This window comes from Pseudomonas sp. PDM30 (assembly GCF_019218985.1).
Taxonomy (GTDB): Bacteria; Pseudomonadota; Gammaproteobacteria; order Pseudomonadales; family Pseudomonadaceae; genus Aquipseudomonas; species Aquipseudomonas jessenii.
In genome coordinates this window covers 1-16,383 of sequence record NZ_JAHUWM010000011.1, presented here as the reverse complement: position 1 = coordinate 16,383, position 16,383 = coordinate 1, and the positions used below count along the sequence as shown (strand labels likewise).

20 protein-coding genes are annotated in these 16,383 nt (G+C 61.8%); 8 read left to right on the top strand and 12 right to left on the bottom strand.

Features of this window, described 5'->3' with window-relative positions; all coding sequences use genetic code 11:
- Window positions 1–44: 44 nt before the first annotated feature.
- From KW840_RS23055 to nrdR, 9 genes are all read right to left on the bottom strand, one after another.
- Window positions 45–785 (bottom strand): ABC transporter substrate-binding protein, encoded by a 741-nt coding sequence (locus tag KW840_RS23055; protein ID WP_218497938.1) that lies wholly within the window; start codon window positions 783–785, stop codon window positions 45–47.
- A gap of 53 nt (window positions 786–838) precedes the next feature.
- A complete protein-coding gene (locus KW840_RS23050; RefSeq protein WP_007970166.1) occupies window positions 839–1,342 on the bottom strand; it encodes a phosphatidylglycerophosphatase A in 504 nt (167 codons plus the stop codon).
- Window positions 1,339–2,304, bottom strand: a complete 966-nt coding sequence (gene thiL / locus KW840_RS23045) for a thiamine-phosphate kinase (RefSeq protein ID WP_218497937.1) — start codon at window positions 2,302–2,304, stop codon at window positions 1,339–1,341. Before thiL ends, KW840_RS23050 begins: the two co-directional genes overlap by 4 nt.
- A gap of 176 nt (window positions 2,305–2,480) precedes the next feature.
- Entirely contained in the window at window positions 2,481–2,981 is a 501-nt protein-coding gene (nusB, locus tag KW840_RS23040; protein ID WP_057713127.1) for a transcription antitermination factor NusB, read from the bottom strand.
- Complete coding sequence (gene ribE, locus KW840_RS23035; protein ID WP_003228649.1) at window positions 2,978–3,454, bottom strand: 6,7-dimethyl-8-ribityllumazine synthase; 477 nt, start codon at window positions 3,452–3,454, stop codon at window positions 2,978–2,980. The genes nusB and ribE overlap by 4 nt, the downstream gene beginning before the upstream one ends.
- A gap of 91 nt (window positions 3,455–3,545) precedes the next feature.
- Window positions 3,546–4,637, bottom strand: coding sequence for a bifunctional 3,4-dihydroxy-2-butanone-4-phosphate synthase/GTP cyclohydrolase II (gene ribBA / locus KW840_RS23030; RefSeq protein WP_090451662.1), 1,092 nt, complete (start codon window positions 4,635–4,637; stop codon window positions 3,546–3,548).
- A gap of 16 nt (window positions 4,638–4,653) precedes the next feature.
- Window positions 4,654–5,319: a riboflavin synthase gene (locus KW840_RS23025; protein ID WP_218497936.1), complete on the bottom strand. Its 666-nt coding sequence runs from the start codon at window positions 5,317–5,319 to the stop codon at window positions 4,654–4,656.
- A gap of 47 nt (window positions 5,320–5,366) precedes the next feature.
- Window positions 5,367–6,500, bottom strand: a complete 1,134-nt coding sequence (gene ribD, locus KW840_RS23020) for a bifunctional diaminohydroxyphosphoribosylaminopyrimidine deaminase/5-amino-6-(5-phosphoribosylamino)uracil reductase RibD (RefSeq protein ID WP_218497935.1) — start codon at window positions 6,498–6,500, stop codon at window positions 5,367–5,369.
- Window positions 6,497–6,961 carry a transcriptional regulator NrdR gene (nrdR, locus tag KW840_RS23015; RefSeq protein WP_003228656.1) on the bottom strand — a complete coding sequence of 155 codons (465 nt, stop codon included), beginning with the start codon at window positions 6,959–6,961 and terminating at the stop codon, window positions 6,497–6,499. Before nrdR ends, ribD begins: the two co-directional genes overlap by 4 nt.
- A 127-nt stretch (window positions 6,962–7,088) precedes the next feature.
- Between nrdR and KW840_RS23010 the strand changes: the two genes are divergently transcribed.
- The 3 genes from KW840_RS23010 to trxA all read left to right on the top strand — a co-directional run bounded on the left by KW840_RS23010 (window position 7,089) and on the right by trxA (window position 9,259).
- Window positions 7,089–7,553 (top strand): YbaY family lipoprotein, encoded by a 465-nt coding sequence (locus KW840_RS23010; RefSeq protein WP_057713125.1) that lies wholly within the window; start codon window positions 7,089–7,091, stop codon window positions 7,551–7,553.
- The gene (locus KW840_RS23005) at window positions 7,550–8,203 is read left to right on the top strand and encodes a methyltransferase (RefSeq protein WP_218497934.1); all 654 of its coding nucleotides are present in this window, start codon (window positions 7,550–7,552) and stop codon (window positions 8,201–8,203) included. The genes KW840_RS23010 and KW840_RS23005 overlap by 4 nt, the downstream gene beginning before the upstream one ends.
- A gap of 183 nt (window positions 8,204–8,386) precedes the next feature.
- A complete protein-coding gene (gene trxA / locus KW840_RS23000) occupies window positions 8,387–9,259 on the top strand; it encodes a thioredoxin (protein ID WP_057713123.1) in 873 nt (290 codons plus the stop codon).
- 103 nt (window positions 9,260–9,362) lie between these two features.
- Here the strand turns inward: trxA and KW840_RS22995 are convergent, their stop codons facing one another.
- Window positions 9,363–9,704 carry a hypothetical protein gene (locus KW840_RS22995; RefSeq protein WP_218497933.1) on the bottom strand — a complete coding sequence of 114 codons (342 nt, stop codon included), beginning with the start codon at window positions 9,702–9,704 and terminating at the stop codon, window positions 9,363–9,365.
- 135 nt (window positions 9,705–9,839) lie between these two features.
- Here KW840_RS22995 and KW840_RS22990 point away from each other — a divergent pair, with 135 nt between their 5' ends.
- The 5 genes from KW840_RS22990 to KW840_RS22970 all read left to right on the top strand — a co-directional run bounded on the left by KW840_RS22990 (window position 9,840) and on the right by KW840_RS22970 (window position 13,993).
- A complete protein-coding gene (locus KW840_RS22990) occupies window positions 9,840–10,430 on the top strand; it encodes a DUF2796 domain-containing protein (RefSeq protein WP_218497932.1) in 591 nt (196 codons plus the stop codon).
- 135 nt (window positions 10,431–10,565) lie between these two features.
- Window positions 10,566–11,276, top strand: coding sequence for an ABC transporter ATP-binding protein (locus KW840_RS22985; protein WP_057713120.1), 711 nt, complete (start codon window positions 10,566–10,568; stop codon window positions 11,274–11,276).
- Between the two features lies 1 nt (window position 11,277).
- A complete protein-coding gene (locus KW840_RS22980) occupies window positions 11,278–12,543 on the top strand; it encodes an ABC transporter permease (protein ID WP_102670738.1) in 1,266 nt (421 codons plus the stop codon).
- 11 nt (window positions 12,544–12,554) lie between these two features.
- Entirely contained in the window at window positions 12,555–13,073 is a 519-nt protein-coding gene (locus KW840_RS22975; RefSeq protein ID WP_090451674.1) for a DUF3299 domain-containing protein, read from the top strand.
- A 221-nt stretch (window positions 13,074–13,294) separates the two neighbouring features.
- Complete coding sequence (locus KW840_RS22970; protein WP_218497931.1) at window positions 13,295–13,993, top strand: OmpW family protein; 699 nt, start codon at window positions 13,295–13,297, stop codon at window positions 13,991–13,993.
- Between the two features lie 199 nt (window positions 13,994–14,192).
- Here KW840_RS22970 and KW840_RS22965 read toward each other — a convergent pair whose 3' ends face one another.
- The gene (locus KW840_RS22965) at window positions 14,193–15,122 is read right to left on the bottom strand and encodes an NAD-dependent epimerase/dehydratase family protein (protein ID WP_218497930.1); all 930 of its coding nucleotides are present in this window, start codon (window positions 15,120–15,122) and stop codon (window positions 14,193–14,195) included.
- On the bottom strand, window positions 15,115–15,999 hold the full coding sequence (locus KW840_RS22960) for a sugar nucleotide-binding protein (protein WP_008053852.1): 885 nt from the start codon (window positions 15,997–15,999) through the stop codon (window positions 15,115–15,117). Before KW840_RS22960 ends, KW840_RS22965 begins: the two co-directional genes overlap by 8 nt.
- Between the last annotated feature and the right edge of the window lie 384 nt (window positions 16,000–16,383).

Below are 16,383 nucleotides of genomic sequence, written 5' to 3'. Positions count from 1 at the left end.
TGAAGACACTCCCACAAGGTTCAGTATCAGTCCTTGAATCGGGGTCAATTATCTTCAAACGGATAAGGCTGTTTCCAGCGTTCAAAAATCGGTTTCAACTCGCCGCTTTTCACCAGTTGCTCCATGCGCTGGTCGAACAGGGCCATTAACGCGCGCGCCTTCGAGGTTTTGGCAAAGCACAGGTACAGCGGCAACTCGGCGATATGGGTGCGCCGCAGTTGGGACGGATCCTTGGCGCGCTTGATGACGTCATCGACTTCGGTCAGGGCATCGATGTAAAAGTCGGCACGATTGTGGATCAGCATCGACTCGATGCCGGTACGCCGCTGCACTTCGTCGAAGTGGCGCACATTGGGCAAGTAATCCTGGTAGTCGTAGCCGCGAACCCAGGCCAGTCGATAATTGCCCAGGGTTTGCGGGGTGGGTACCGGACTGCTGGCCAGGCCCAGGGCATAGATGTGATCGGTGTCGAAGTTCCAATGGGGATAGAGCACACCCTCAGAATCGTCACGATAGGAGCCGACGCAGGCATCGACCTCGCCACGTTCGGCCAGGCCCAGCGAACGTACGTAGGGCTCGGTGCGGATGTCGACCTTGACGCCCGCCGGCTCGAACACTTGCCGTAGCACGTCCCAACCCAGTCCATGACCGTCAGCGGCGGTGTAGCCTTCCCACTCTTCGCTGGCCAGATGAATCACCGACGGCGGCGTAGCACCCCCTCCTCCCGCCTGGACAAAAGAGCAAAACATCGCGAACGCCATCACCATCAATCCGCGTACAGTCATCCCCCGCTTCCCCCGATAAACAGCTCTCATGATCAACGCCTGGAAATCCCCGGTCAGGCGAAAAACCACACCAGTCCCTGCATCGCCAACCAGGCGAACACCCCTGCCAGGACATCATCGAGCATGATGCCGACGCCGCCATGTACGTGCCGGTCAATCCAGCGAATCGGCCATGGCTTGAGAATGTCGAAGAAGCGGAACATCAGGAAACCCGCCAGCAACCACTGCCAGCCTTCCGGCACCAGCCACAGGGTGATCCACATCCCGACCATTTCGTCCCAGACGATGCCTTCATGATCGTGTACCCGCAAATCGTCGGCCACTTTGCCGCACAGCCAGAAGCCGAACAGCATGGTGATGCCCAGCATCAGCCAGTAACCCCAGTCGGGCAGCATCTGCCACAACGGAATAAAGGGCAGCGCAACCAACGACCCCCAAGTGCCGGGCGCCTTTGGCAAGGTGCCCGAGCCAAAGCCGAACGCCAGGAAATGCCATGGATTACGCCAGACCGACGGCGGTACGAATTCCGCCGGGACCTGTTTGGGATGATCTGTCACGGTGACTCCCGAAAATGTTGATAACCCCGGGTTTGCGGGGTGATGTCTTTGCCATCGGCGTCCAGCAGCTTCACACCCTGCCCCGTCACCACTTGACCAATCACATGGATCGGCCAGCCATCGGCCAGCAATAGCGGCAACTCGACGGACGGTAAGGTGAAGGCCAGGACGTAGTCGTCGCCGCCGCTCAGGGCCGCAACCTGTGCGTCCGATTGGCCAAGAAAGTCGACCAGGCTCTGCGACAGCGGCAAACGATCCCGCTCGACTTCGATACCAACCTTCGACGCCAGCGCGATATGCCCGCAGTCAGCGAGCAGGCCGTCGGAGATATCCATCGCCGAAGTCGCCTTGCCCCGTAGCGCCTGCCCCAAACCGAGCTGCGGTTGCGGCGCCCAGTAATGCGCCAGCAACGGCTCGGCAATGCGTGCTTCGGCCGTGCGCTGGCCGAGCACCAAGGGCAAGGCACCGGCGGCATTGCCCAGGTTGCCGCCGACACACATCAGGTCGCCCGGTTGCGCACCGCTGCGGGTCAGCGCCTGACCGGCCGGCACGTGCCCGAACACGGTCATGGTCAGGCTCAGCGGCCCACGGGTCGTGTCACCGCCCACCAGCGCCACGCCGCAGCTTTGCGCCATCTGGTTCAAACCACGGGCATAGGCTTGCAGCCAATCGGCGGTCACCGTCGGCAAGGTCAGGGCAAGGGTAAAGGCAATCGGGGTGGCGCCCATGGCGGCCAGGTCGCTGACGGCCACGGCCAGCGAGCGCTGACCGAGCAGAAACGGATCGCAGGGATCGGCGAAATGCACGCCGGCCACCAACGTATCGGTAGAAATCGCCATCTGCTCCCCGGAGGGAACAGCCAGCAAGGCGCAGTCATCGCCAATCCCGAGGGCAACGCCTTCGCCGCCCTGCGCACAAGGCGCGGCGGCGAAGAAATTGCGGATCAGCTCAAACTCGCCCATCAGGTATCCTGTCTCACCAATACTGTTCATTTTTTAGCGGCGTCTGGTGTCGCCATACTGCGTTGCCGCTCCTCGCCATAGCACGCTATGACTCGTCGCGGCGCCTTGTCTGGCAACACCAGCCACTCGCTAAAAAACGAACGTATCGGCGAGACAGGACACTGTCCAAACGCCAATCAGCGCTTGAACGCCTTCACTTCAGCTTCACGCAGACGCGGGGCCAGCTTGTCGAGCACACCGTTGACGAACTTGTGGCCGTCGGTGGAACCGAAGACCTTGGCCAGTTCGATACCCTCGTTGATCACAACGCGGTACGGCACGTCGACGCGCTTGAGCAGTTCCCAGGTCGACAGGCGCAGAACAGCCAGTTCAACCGGGTCCAGCTCTTCGATGGTCAAGTCCAGGCATGGCGTGAGCGCGGTGTCGATTTCGGTCTTGAACTGCGGAACCCCGTGCAGGATTTCGCGGAAGTACGCGCCGTCGACATCGCTGAAATCGTTATCGACCCGGAACTGCGCTTCGATCTCGTTCAGCGACTGCTTGGCCATGTGCCATTGGTACAGGGCCTGGGTCGCGAGCTGACGGGCTTCGCGGCGCTTGGCGCTTTTCGATGGCTTGCCGGCATCCGCAGGCTTTGGATCGCGCGGGTTGAAACGATCGCTTTCGTCGCTAATCACTTGGCCTCCAACTGCGCCAGCAGGCTGACCATTTCCAGAGCGGACAGGGCAGCTTCAGCACCTTTGTTGCCGGCCTTGGTGCCGGAACGTTCGATGGCTTGCTCGATGGAATCAACGGTCAGGACGCCGAAAGCGACCGGAACGCCGAACTCCATGGACACCTGGGCCAGGCCCTTGGTGCACTCGCCAGCCACGTATTCGAAGTGCGGAGTGCCGCCACGAATGACCGCGCCCAGGGCGATGATTGCCGCGAATTCGCCTTTCTGGGCGACTTTCTGCGCAACCAGCGGAATTTCGAAGGCGCCAGGTGCGCGGATGATGGTGATGTCGCTTTCGCTCACGCCGTGGCGAACCAGGGCATCAACTGCACCGCTGACCAGGCTTTCAACGACGAAGCTGTTGAAACGGCCCACTACCAGAGCGTAGCGGCCTTTAGGGGCGATGAAGGTACCTTCGATGGTCTTCAGGGTCATTCGTTAGATCTCTTAAAGAGCCGGGACGCGTCTTCTACGCGCCCCTCAGTGATTTATTTGCCGCGAATTCAAGGCCGGAAACAACCGGTCATTATTCGGAGGGCACGTATTCTACAACTTCCAGATCGAAACCGGATATCGCATTAAATTTCATCGGTGCCGACATCAGGCGCATTTTGCGTACGCCAAGGTCGCGCAGGATCTGCGAACCGGCACCGACAGTGCTGTAGGTGGTCGGTTTTTTCACTGCGGCGTGATCGGCGGTTTCGCGGATATGCGCCAGCAACACGTCGCCATCGAGCGGGTGACCGAGCAACAGCACCACGCCGCTACCAGCCTCGGCAACCGCGGACATGGCGGCGCGCAGGCTCCAGCGGCCCGGTTGCTTGACCATCAGCAGGTCACGCAGCGGGTCCATGTTGTGCACGCGAACCAGGGTCGGCTCTTCGGCACACACGTTGCCCAGGGTCAGTGCCATGTGCACGTCGCCTTCCACGGAATCACGATAGGTCACCAGGTTGAATTGGCCCAGTTCGCTGTCCAGTGGCTGCTCGGCAATCCGCTGAACGGTACGTTCGTGGATCATCCGGTAGTGAATCAGATCGGCGATGGTGCCGATCTTGATGTCGTGTTCGGCGGCAAAGGCTTCCAGCTCGGCGCGACGGGACATGGTGCCGTCGTCGTTCATCACTTCGCAGATCACCCCGCTAGGCTCGTAACCGGCCATGCGCGCCAGGTCGCACGCCGCTTCGGTGTGGCCGGCACGGGCCAGGGTGCCGCCGGCCTGAGCCATCAGCGGGAAGATGTGGCCCGGGCTGACAATGTCTTCAGCCTTGGCATCACGGGCGGCGGCGGCCTGCACGGTGCGCGCACGGTCGGCAGCGGAAATGCCGGTGGTCACGCCGGTGGCCGCTTCGATCGATACGGTGAACTTGGTGCCGAAACCGGACCCGTTGCGCGGCGCCATCAACGGCAGCTTGAGCAGTTCGCAGCGCTCGCGGCTCATCGGCATGCAGATCAGGCCACGGGCGTGCTTGGCCATGAAGTTGATGTGCTCGGGCTTGCAGCACTCGGCGGCCATGATCAGGTCGCCTTCGTTCTCGCGGTCTTCGTCATCCATGAGGATGACCATCTTGCCTTGGCGGATGTCTTCAACCAGTTCTTCGATGCTATTGAGCGCCACAAGGCACCCCCTTGGGTCAGGATTTGAGGTAGCCGTTGGCGGCCAGAAAGCTTTCGGTAATGGTGCTGCCGGCAGTCGACTCTGCGGCCTTGTCGCCCAGCAGCAGACGCTCCAGGTAACGGGCCAGCAAGTCCACTTCCAGGTTCACCCGGCGGCCTGGCTGGTACGACGCCATTATGGTTTCGCTCAGGGTGTGGGGAATGATGGTCAGCAGGAACTCGGCGCCATCGACTGCGTTCACGGTGAGGCTGGTGCCGTCGACGGTGATCGAGCCTTTATGGGCGATGTACTTGGCCAGGTCCTTTGGCGCGCGGATGCGGAATTCCACGGCGCGCGCATTTTCGGTACGGGCAACCACTTCGCCCACGCCGTCGACGTGACCGCTGACCAGATGCCCGCCGAGGCGAGTGGTCGGAGTCAGGGCTTTTTCCAGATTGACCGGGCTGCCGCTTTTCAGGTCGTTCATGGCGGTGCAGTCGAGGGTTTCGCGACTGACGTCCGCCGCAAAGCCATTGCCCGGCAATTCAACGGCAGTCAGGCACACGCCGTTGACCGCGATGCTGTCGCCCAGTTTGACATCGCTCAGGTCGAGCTTGCCGGTTTCGACGTGAACCCGCACATCACCGCCCTTTGGGGTCAATGCACGAATACTGCCGATGGATTCGATGATGCCGGTAAACATGAGGTTCTCCTCGAGAACAAAGCCAAAGCTTGCGCGATGGCCGGAAATTATACGCTTGCTGCTGGCAAAGGAATGGCGATGACTCGCCAGTCATCGCCAACGGCACGAATTTCGATGATTTTGAGCTCGGGCGCATCCTTCATTTGCACGAGCGGCCAGTCCAGCAGCGGCCGCGCCGAGGAACCCAGGAACTTGCCGGCAATGAAAATCTGGAACTCGTCCACCAGACCGAGTTGGGCAAAGGCACCTGCCAGGCGCGGGCCGGCCTCGACCAGCACTTCATTGACGCCACGGGTTGCGAGTTCAACCAATAGTTGACGCAGATCGACCTGACCGTCGTAGCCCGGCACGATCAGGCACTCCGGACCGTTGGCATATTGCTCTTCAACCGCCACGCAGGTGGCGACCAGCGCCGGGCCTGCCTTGAAGAACGGTGCATCCAGCGGTACCCGCAGGCGGCCGTCGACCAACACCCGCAGCGGCGGACGGCTCATGGCCAAGGCTGTTTGCTCTGCATCCAGCCCCAACTCATCGGCGCGCACGGTCAACCGTGCGTTGTCCGCCAGCACCGTATCGGCGCCGGTCAGTACCACACTGGCTTGCGCGCGCAGACGCTGCACTGCCGAGCGCGCCGCCGGGCCGGTGATCCACTGGCTTTCGCCGCTTTCCATGGCGGTTCGCCCGTCGAGGCTCATGGCCAACTTGACCCGCACGAACGGCAAACCGTGTTCCATGCGTTTCAGAAAGCCTTGATTAAGCTTGCGCGCCTCGCCTTCCAGCACGCCGCTTTCGGTAGCGATACCGGCCTGTGTCAGGCGTTGCAGACCGCGACCGGCGACTTCCGGGTTCGGGTCCTGCATCGCCGCGACCACGCGGGCCACACCGGCATTGACCAGTGCATCGGCACAGGGCGGCGTACGGCCGTGATGGCTGCAAGGTTCAAGCGTCACGTAAGCGGTGGCGCCACGAGCCTGCTCACCAGCCGCGCGCAGGGCGTGGACTTCAGCGTGGGGCTCGCCGGCGCGCTCGTGCCAGCCTTCGCCGACAATCTGCCCGCCCTGCACGATCACGCAACCGACCCGCGGATTGGGGTGCGTCGTGTAATGCCCCTTGCGCGCCAGTTCCAGGGCACGGGCCATGAAATGGGCGTCGAGGATGGCTTGTTCGGCGCAAGTGGTCATTCTTTCACCGGTTCACGGGCCAGGCGATCGATCTCTTCGCGGAACTCGTTGAGGTCCTGGAAGCGGCGATACACCGAGGCGAAGCGGATGTAGGCGACTTCGTCGAGCTTCTGCAGCTCGGCCATCACCAGTTCGCCGACCACGAGGGATTTGACCTCGCGTTCGCCGGTGGCGCGCAGTTTGTGTTTGATGTGCACCAGCGACGACTCGAGGCGCTCGACACTCACCGGGCGCTTTTCCAGCGCGCGCTGCATGCCGGCGCGGAGTTTTTCTTCGTCGAACGGCTGGCGACTGCCGTCGGTTTTGATCAGGCGCGGCAACACCAGTTCAGCCGTCTCGAACGTCGTGAAACGCTCGCCGCAGGCCAGGCATTCACGCCGGCGGCGCACCTGTTCGCCCTCGGCGACCAGACGCGAGTCGATGACCTTGGTGTCGTTGGCACCGCAGAAGGGACAGTGCATGGTGGCAGGCAACAAAAAAAGGGAGGGCCATGGTAGCGCATCCCCGTGGCAAGACAAGCCATAGGGTTTGCGGTATACAGACGGGATGATCACTTGATCCATGGAATTCAGCGTTATGGAGCCACCAATGTCGTTACGTCCGCTCATTTTGCTCAGTGTTTTCAGCCTGCTGGTGGCCTGCAGCAGCGATGCACCCAAGCCCCAGCCGCCAACGCCTGGCCCGGTGCCGCAGCAAGCGCAGAAGAAAGCCCGGGAGGCCGCCGCACTCGGCCCTCTGCCCGCCCATCAGCGTGAACTGAGCGGCACCTTGCAAGGCGTTCCAGCTGGCGCTGAAGTCGAACTGGCATTGCTGGTGATCGACGATAAGGACCGACCGCAACAATTGCTCGCCAGCTCCAGCCTGATCGGCAACAACCAGGTTCTGCCGTTTCACCTGCGCTTCAATCCGGAATCCTTTCCGGCCGGGGCCCGCGTTGAACTGCGAGGCCGCGCCAGTCAGTCCGGGCAGTTGATCCTGCACCTGCCGTCGCAACTGATTACCCAGCCGACCACCCAGGCCCTGGGCCAACTGCAATTCGTCAAAGCCCCATGAGTGCACCGTTCGACCTGCAAAAGGCGTTGGGTGAACTGCTCGGTGATGCGCAATTGGTCGCCTGTGAGTTACCACGGACCGACCTGAAGTTGTGGCTGATCGACGGCGACAACATGGACCGCGCCTTCAGCCCGGAAGAGACCCGGCGCATCCTGCATGAACCGCCGTACTGGAGTTTCTGCTGGGCCAGCGGCCTGGCCGTGGCCCGCTATCTGGCCGAAAACCCCCATTGGGTCGAAGGCAAGCGAGTGCTGGATTTCGGTGCCGGCTCCGGGGTGGCGGGGATTGCTGCGGCGAAGGCCGGGGCGCTCGAAGTACTGGCCTGCGACCTTGACCCGCTGGCGATTGCCGCGTGTCGGGCCAATGCCGAGCTCAATAACGTACAGCTCAATTACTCGACGGACTTTTTCGCCGAGGCCGATCGCTTCGATCTGATCCTGGTGGCGGATGTGCTGTACGACCGGGCCAACCTGCCGCTGCTCGACCAGTTCCTCAGCCGTGGCCGGGAGGCGCTGGTGGCGGATTCACGCGTCAGGGATTTCCGTCATCCGTTGTACCGGCGCATCGAAATGCTCGAAGCCATGACCCTGCCGGATCTGGCCGAGCCCCACGAGTTTCGGCATGTGAGCCTGTACCACGCGCAGCGCTAGCTAAAAGCATCGCGAGCAAGCTCGCTCCTGCACTGGACCCGCGTCGTCCACAAATCCCCTGTGGGAGCGAGCTTGCTCGCGATGACGTCCTGTCAGACGAAACATCTCTAACGGCCACCCCGCTTCCGGCGCGCCCCCACCAAGTCGTATAGTTGCCCCATTCACGCTTTTACGAGATCCCCCATGAGTCAGGAAACGCCATACATCTTCGACGCCACGACTGCCGATTTCGACCAGTCGGTGATCGAGAACTCTTTCCACAAGCCGGTGCTGGTGGATTTCTGGGCCGAATGGTGCGCGCCTTGCAAAGTGCTGATGCCGATGCTGCAGAGCATTGCCGAGAGCTATCAGGGTGAGTTGCTGCTGGCCAAGGTCAACTGTGACATCGAACAAGACATCGTCGCCCGCTTTGGCATCCGCAGCCTGCCGACCGTGGTGCTGTTCAAGGACGGCCAGCCTGTCGATGGCTTTGCCGGTGCGCAGCCGGAGTCGGCCGTGCGTGCCCTGCTCGAACCCCATGTGCAGATGCCGCCACCGGCCGCCGCCGATCCGTTCGAACAGGCCCAGGCGCTGTTCGACGACAGCCGTTTTGCCGATGCCGAAGCGCAGCTCAAAGTGATCCTGGGTGAAGATAACACCAACGCCAAGGCACTGATCCTGTACGCCCGCTGCCTGACCGAGCGCGGTGAACTGGGCGAAGCGCAAACCGTGCTGGATGCGGTCAAGAGCGATGAGCACAAGGCCGCGCTGGCCGGCGCCAAGGCACAGATCAAGTTTCTCGGTCTGGCCAGGGACTTGCCGGATGCCGCCGACCTGAAGGCCCGACTGGCGAAAGACCCGCTGGACGATGAGGCGGTCTATCAACTGGCGATCCAGCAACTGGCCCGTCAGCAGTACGACGCCGCGCTGGATGCATTGCTGAAGTTGTTCACCCGCAACCGCAGCTACAGCGAAGGCTTGCCGCACAAGACCTTGTTGCAGGTGTTCGAGTTGTTGGGCAACGATCATCCGTTGGTCAGCACGTACCGCCGCAAGTTGTTTGCTGCGCTGTACTAAATCGACCCTGTAGGAGCGAGCTTGCTCGCGAAAAACCTGAGAGCACCGAGGTGAATCAGGTTTCCCGCGTTATCGTTGACGCCCATCGCGAGCAAGCTCACTCCTACACCAACCAGCGATACAGCGGCGTATCCCCGCCGCTTTCCACCTTCACGTCCGAACTGTGGCGCAGGCGCACCAGCAGCCGTTTGCCCGCCGCTGCACTGCCGGTCAGGCCTTCGAGTTGATCGAGCAGGTCCGGGCCACTGAGCTGCCCCGCCTTGCGCAGCAATTCCCGGGCGATCTGCCACAGCGCATCATCCTGGTTCAACGGTTTCGCCGCTGGCACGCTGACCGGGGTTTTTTCCACCTGCAACTGCGCCCCTAGTCGCGCCCAGTCCGCGTCGTCCATCTCCAGGGTCAAATCCACCGGCCAGTCGCCGATGCTTCCGCGAATTCGCAACACAGGTCTGCTCCCGCACATTTCTTCCCGGCATGCTCCCATGGGACTTGTGCAACGCCAAGCAGACAGTCAAACTCTCCGCAATCACGTTATAAGATTACATAACATTTTCTTCATTTTACTTTTCGGAGACTCGTCATGCGTCGTCTGCTTCTCGCCCTGCCGTTTGCCATGTTGCCGCTGGCTGTCGCCCATGCCGCCGACGAACACGATCATGAGCATGGCAGCCTGGGTGCCCACGAACATGGCGTGGGACGCCTGAATGCGGTGCTGGACGGCAAGACCCTGGAGTTGGAACTGGAAAGCCCGGCGATGAACCTGGTGGGTTTCGAGCACGTCGCCACCAGCGACGCAGACAAAGCCAAAGTCGCCGCCGCCCGCGCGCAACTCGAACAACCGCTGGCCCTGTTCAACCTGCCGAAAGCCGCCGGTTGCGTGGTGGAGAACCAGGAACTGGAAAGCCCGCTGTTCGGCGACAAGCCCGATGCCGACGATGATCACGATGAAGACGCCAAGGACGAAGACGGCCACGAACATCACCATGATCACAGCGAAATCCACGCTCACTATCAGTTCACTTGCGCCACGCCAGCGGCACTGAAGTCACTGGACCTGGCGAATATTTTCACCCGCTTCTCGGCCACCCAAAAAATTCAGGTACAACTGATCGGCCCGAGCGGGCAGCAAGGGGTTGAAGTGACGGCCAAGGCTGCTGCCCTTAAATTCTGACCCACTGTAGGAGCGAGCTTGCTCGCGATGGACGCCAACGATAACGCGGGCAACCTGATTCACCTCGGTGCTCTCAGGTTTTTCGCGAGCAGGCTCGCTCCTACAAGGGTTCACCACCAACCAGACCGGTTTCACATGACCCAAGCACTCATCGAACTGTCCGACCTGGGCTTCAGCTGGCCCGGTCACCCGCCGCTGCTGGACATCCCGGCGTTTCGCCTGGAGCGCGGCGAAACCCTGTTCCTCAAAGGCCCCAGCGGCAGCGGCAAGACCACCCTGCTCGGTCTGCTCGGCGGCGTGCAAAAGCCTGATCGCGGCAGCATCCGCCTGCTCGGCCAGGAGCTGACGCAACTCTCGGCCGGCGCCCGCGACCACTTCCGTGTCGATCACACCGGCTACATCTTTCAGCAGTTCAACCTGCTGCCGTTTCTGTCGGTGCGTGAAAACGTCGAACTGCCCTGCCACTTCTCGAAACTGCGCGCCGAACGAGCGAAACAACGTCACGGCAGCGTCGACAAAGCCGCCGCCACACTGCTCGCCCATCTGGGGTTGAAGGATGAAAACATCCTCGGTCGCCGCGCCGATTCGTTGTCCATCGGCCAGCAGCAACGGGTCGCCGCCGCCCGCGCACTGATCGGTCAACCGGAACTGGTGATCGCCGACGAACCGACCTCAGCCCTCGATTACGACGCCCGCGAGAACTTCATTCGCCTGCTGTTCGCCGAGTGCCGCGAGGCCGGCTCGAGCCTGTTGTTCGTCAGCCACGACCAAAGCCTGGCGCCGCTGTTCGACCACAACCTCTCGCTGGCCGAACTCAATCGCGCCGCTACCCCGTCCGAGGTCTGAGATGTATCTGTTTCGTCTAGCCATGGCCAGCCTGGCTAACCGTCGTTTCACCGCGATCCTCACGGCGTTCGCCATCGCCCTGTCGGTGTGCCTGTTGCTGGCAGTGGAGCGCGTGCGCACCGAAGCCAAGGCCAGTTTCGCCAGCACAATAAGCGGCACCGACCTGATCGTCGGCGCCCGCTCGGGCTCGGTGAACCTGTTGCTGTACTCGGTGTTCCGCATCGGCAACGCCACCAACAACATCCGCTGGGACAGCTTCGAACACTTCGCCAGCAACCCGAAAGTGAAGTGGGCGATCCCGATGTCCCTCGGCGACTCCCATCGCGGCTACCGGGTGATGGGCACCACCGAAGCCTACTTCGAGCATTACCAGTACGGTCGCCAGCAACACCTACAACTGAGCGATGGCCGCGCCTTCGAAACCGACCCGTTCGAAGTGGTGCTCGGTGCCGAAGTGGCCGATGCACTGCACTACAAACTCGGTGACAAACTGGTGCTGGCCCACGGCGTGGCGGCGATCAGCCTGGTCAAGCACGACGACAAACCGTTCACGGTGGTCGGCATTCTCAAGCGCACCGGCACACCGGTGGACCGCACGCTGCACATCAGCCTCGGTGGCATGGAAGCGATTCACATCGACTGGCATAACGGCGTGCCGGCCCGGGGCGAGGGCCGCATCACGGCTGATCAGGCGCGCAATATGGACCTCACGCCGCAAGCGATCACCGCGTTCATGCTCGGCCTCAACAACAAGATTTCGACCTTTGCCCTGCAACGGGAAATCAACGAATTCCGTGGCGAGCCGATGCTGGCGATCCTGCCAGGCGTGGCGTTGCAAGAGCTGTGGAGTCTGATGGGCACTGCGGAAAAAGCCTTGTTCGTGGTCTCGCTGTTTGTGGTGCTGACCGGATTGATCGGTATGCTCACAGCGATTCTCACCAGCCTCAACGAGCGCCGTCGGGAAATGGCGATCCTGCGCTCGGTGGGCGCACGCCCCTGGCACATCGCGACGCTGTTGGTACTCGAAGCCTTTGCCCTGGCGCTGTCGGGCGTGATCGCCGGCGTGGCGTTGCTGTATGTGTGCATCGCGGCGGCCCAAGGTTATGTGCAAGCCAACTACGGCCTGTTCCTGCCGCTGTCGTGGCCGAGCGAGTATGAATGGACGCTGCTCGGTGGCATCCTGATCGCCGCGTTGCTGATGGGCAGCGTGCCGGCCTGGCGCGCCTATCGCCAATCCCTGGCCGATGGCTTGTCGATCCGTTTATGAGGACGTTGAAAATGCCCCGCGCTGTACTTGCGCTGTTGATGCTGGTCGCCCTGCCCCTGTGGGCGGCCCAGCCAAAAGACCTGACCTGGTCGGAGATGATCCCGCCCGACGCGCCGAAAGAAGTGCCGAACATGACGCCGTTGCATGATCTGTCGCAGATGAGCAGCACGCTCTCGGCAGAGTCGGCGCCAGCAGCCAAGCAGGACATGCCCAACGCACCGGTGGTCAAGACCCTCGACGGCCAGAACATTCGCCTGCCGGGTTACATCGTGCCGCTGGAAGTGAGCGAGGAAGGCCGTACCACGGAGTTTCTGCTGGTGCCGTATTTCGGCGCCTGCATCCATGTGCCGCCACCGCCGTCGAACCAGATCGTGCACGTCAAGAGCGAAGTCGGCGTGAAGCTGGACGAGCTGTATCAGCCTTACTGGATCGAAGGCGCGTTGCAGGTCAAGGCGTCCACCAGCGAGTTGGCGGATGCCGGGTATCAGATGGAGGCGGACAAGATTTATCTGTATGAGCTGCCGGAGTGAATCAGGTCGTTTTGTGTCGACTGTCAGTCCGCCATCGCGAGCAAGCTCGCTCCCACAGGGGATCACATGCCTCCTGTGGGAGCGAGCTTGCTCGCGATGAGGCCATCAGAAACATCACAAATTCCAGTCCTTGCCACTTTCATTGAGCTGCATCAAAAGACCGAATAGTTAGCCGGCTTACCATTGGACATCGAACATTTTTAACGTCCTCTGGAGCCCCCATGAACAAGTCCATGCTCAGCGCTTCGCTGGTTGCCCTTGCGCTCGCAGCCCCGCTCGCCAATGCCTTCGAAGCCGGTGACATCCTCCTTCGCGCCGGTGCAATCACCGTCAACCCGGAAGCCGACAGCTCCAGCGTCAAGGTCGATCAAGGCCCGCTGGCGGACGCCGACCTGGGCGGCAAGGCGACCATGAGCAGCGACACGCAACTGGGCTTGAACTTCGCCTACATGCTCACCAACCACCTGGGTATCGAGCTGCTGGCGGCCACACCGTTCGAGCATGACGTGAAACTCAAGGGCACGGCCCTGAGCGCGGCCAACGGCAAACTCGGCACCCTCAAGCACCTGCCACCGACCTTGAGCCTGGTGTACTACCCGCTGGACCCGAAGTCGGCCTTCCAGCCGTACGTCGGCGGCGGCATCAACTACACCTATATCTACGACGAACACGTTGGCAGCCAGGCCCAGTCCGCCGGCTTCAGCAACTTCAAGGCGGAAAACTCCTGGGGTCTGGCGTGGCAGGTCGGTGCTGACTACATGCTGACCGATAACATCATGATCAACGCCCAGGTGCGCTACATCGACATCGATACCCGCGCCACCGTCGAGAACAACTCGATCGCACCAGGCACCCGGGCACGGGTTGACGTCGATGTAGACCCGTTCATCTACATGGTGGGTCTGGGTTACAAGTTCTAAAGAACGTTCACGTGGTGGTGAATGAGGCTTGGTGGTGAGCAGACTTAAAAATGACGGCGACTGCTGCGCAGTCGAACGGGGCGATGCGGCGATCCGACGAGCCCCCTCGCCACAGGAATTACACAAGCTGTAAGTAAATTCCGGCCGTGAAAAAGGCGCCTGTAAAAAGGCGCCTTTTTCATGTCCGCATGGAAGAGATCTATCGCCCCAGCAACCGCGCCAGCCCCACACGCATCGGTGTCTGCTCTGTGGTACTGAAGCGTTCCAACAGGCGCCGGTTGTTCGCCCGGGAATGACGAATGTCACCGGAGCGCGCCGGGCCGTAGCTCACCGGTGGCAACTTGCCGACCACGGCTTCGAGCGCTTCGAGCATTTGCTTGAGGGTCGTCGCCTGGTTCCAGCCAACGTTGACCGCACCGACTTCGACCCGGGGCATTTCGATGGCCTGCACCAGCAAGTCGACCAGGTCTTCGACGTAGACAAAATCCCGGGTCTGCTCGCCATCGCCGAACACCGTGATCGGCAAGCCCTTCAGTGCACGCTCGCTGAAAATGCTGATCACCCCGGAGTATGGCGAGGACGGATCCTGGCGTGGGCCGTAGATGTTGAAGAAGCGGAAAATCACCGGTTCCAGCTCATGCTGGCGATGGTAGAAGTCGAAGTATTGCTCGCTGGCCAGCTTGTCCACCGCATAAGGCGTCAACGGCGCCTTGGGCGTGTCTTCGTCGATCGACTCACCTTCGCCATTGTTGCCATATACCGCCGCACTGGAGGCAAACAGCACGCGTTTGACCCCGGTCTGGCGCATGGCTTCGCAGACGTTCAGCGTGCCGATGAAGTTGCTCTGGTGTGTGCGCACCGGATCGTCCACCGAGGCCTGCACCGAAGCCACGGCGGCCAGGTGCGCCACGGCGCTGCATCCGGCCATCGCCTGGGCAACCAAAGCCGCATCGGCCACGTCGCCGACGATCAGTTCGACCCTGGGATTATCCAGCGGAAGATTGCTGTGCTTGCCGGTGGACAGGTCATCGAGAATCCGCACCGCATGGCCCCTGGCAAGCAGGGCGTCAGTCAGGTGTGAACCAATGAAACCGGCACCACCGGTGATCAAAACGGGGCTGTCAGCCATGGCGATAGAACCTGTCCAGTAGACCGGGAAGCGCTGCACGCCAGGCGCGTGGTTTGATTCCGAAGGTGTGCAGAATTTTTTTGCAGGCCAGTACCGCGTGTTGCGGTTCTTCGGCGGCATCCGGACGCGCGGCGTGGGCCTGGGCGGTCGGGGCTTCGATGGCCAGCGGATGCAGGCTGCGGGCTTCGGTCAGAATCGCCTGCCCCAGCGCCAGCGGCGTGGTCGCCTCATGCCCGGCGTAATGGTAGGTGCCCCACAGCGGCGCGGCGCAATCGAGTTGCTTGAGCACTGAAATGATCACGCGGGCGGCATCGTCGACCGGCGTCGGATTGCCCCGTCGGTCGTCGGCCATCAGCAGCTCTTCGGGTTGTTCGGCACGGGCGAGGAAGCGGCCAAGGGCACCGTCCGGGCTGTCGTCCAGCAGCCAGCCGAAACGCAGCAGCACGTGTTGCGGGCAGGTGGCGCGCACGCTTTGCTCGATCCGCCACAACGCCTGACCCCGCAGGCCCAGGGGCACCGGTTCATCTTTTTCGCTGTAGGCGGTGGCGCGGGAGCCGTCGAACACGCGATAGCTGGAGGGTTGCAGCAGGACGATGTTGTGGTGCTGGCACAGTTCCGCCAGACGCTCGATCGCGCGCTCCTGGCCGGCCAGGCGCGATTCGCTCACCGCCTCGGCCTGAAACCAGTCGAAGTAGTAGGCAAGGTTGATCAATGCATCGGGACGGGTGTCGTCGAGCAGTTGTGTCAGGCTCGCGGCATCCCAGCCGTCTTCGGGCGGGCGGGGGGCGAGGAAACCGATGTCTTCCTCCGCACCGAGGCGAATCAGCGCCTGCCCAAGGGCATTTCCGCCGCCCAGTAACATAAGGCGCATTCGCATAGAGTCAGCAGGCCCAGTCTGATTGAAACGATGGCTTTATCGACATCGCGCCCAGGCGATGTCGTTGATAATTGCCGGAATCGTTGCATTTTGCGGGTTTAGTGCGCAACCGTCACCCGTAAAGTGTAGATCCGGGGGATTTGTGGTGCTGTCACTGGCCTCATCGCGAGCAAGCTCGCTCCCACAATGGTTTTGTGTAAACCGCCCCCCTGTGGGAGCAAGCTAGCTCCCACAATGGTTTTGTGTAAGCCGCCCCTCTGTGGGAGCGAGCTTGAACTGGTCAAGTAATCCCGGACACCGGTTACGGTGTTTATGCCGCTTTTTGCTCCATAGCTATTGGCGACAGATAGTTGTTGTAGCTGTGGAGCCTGGTGCGGTTGTAGT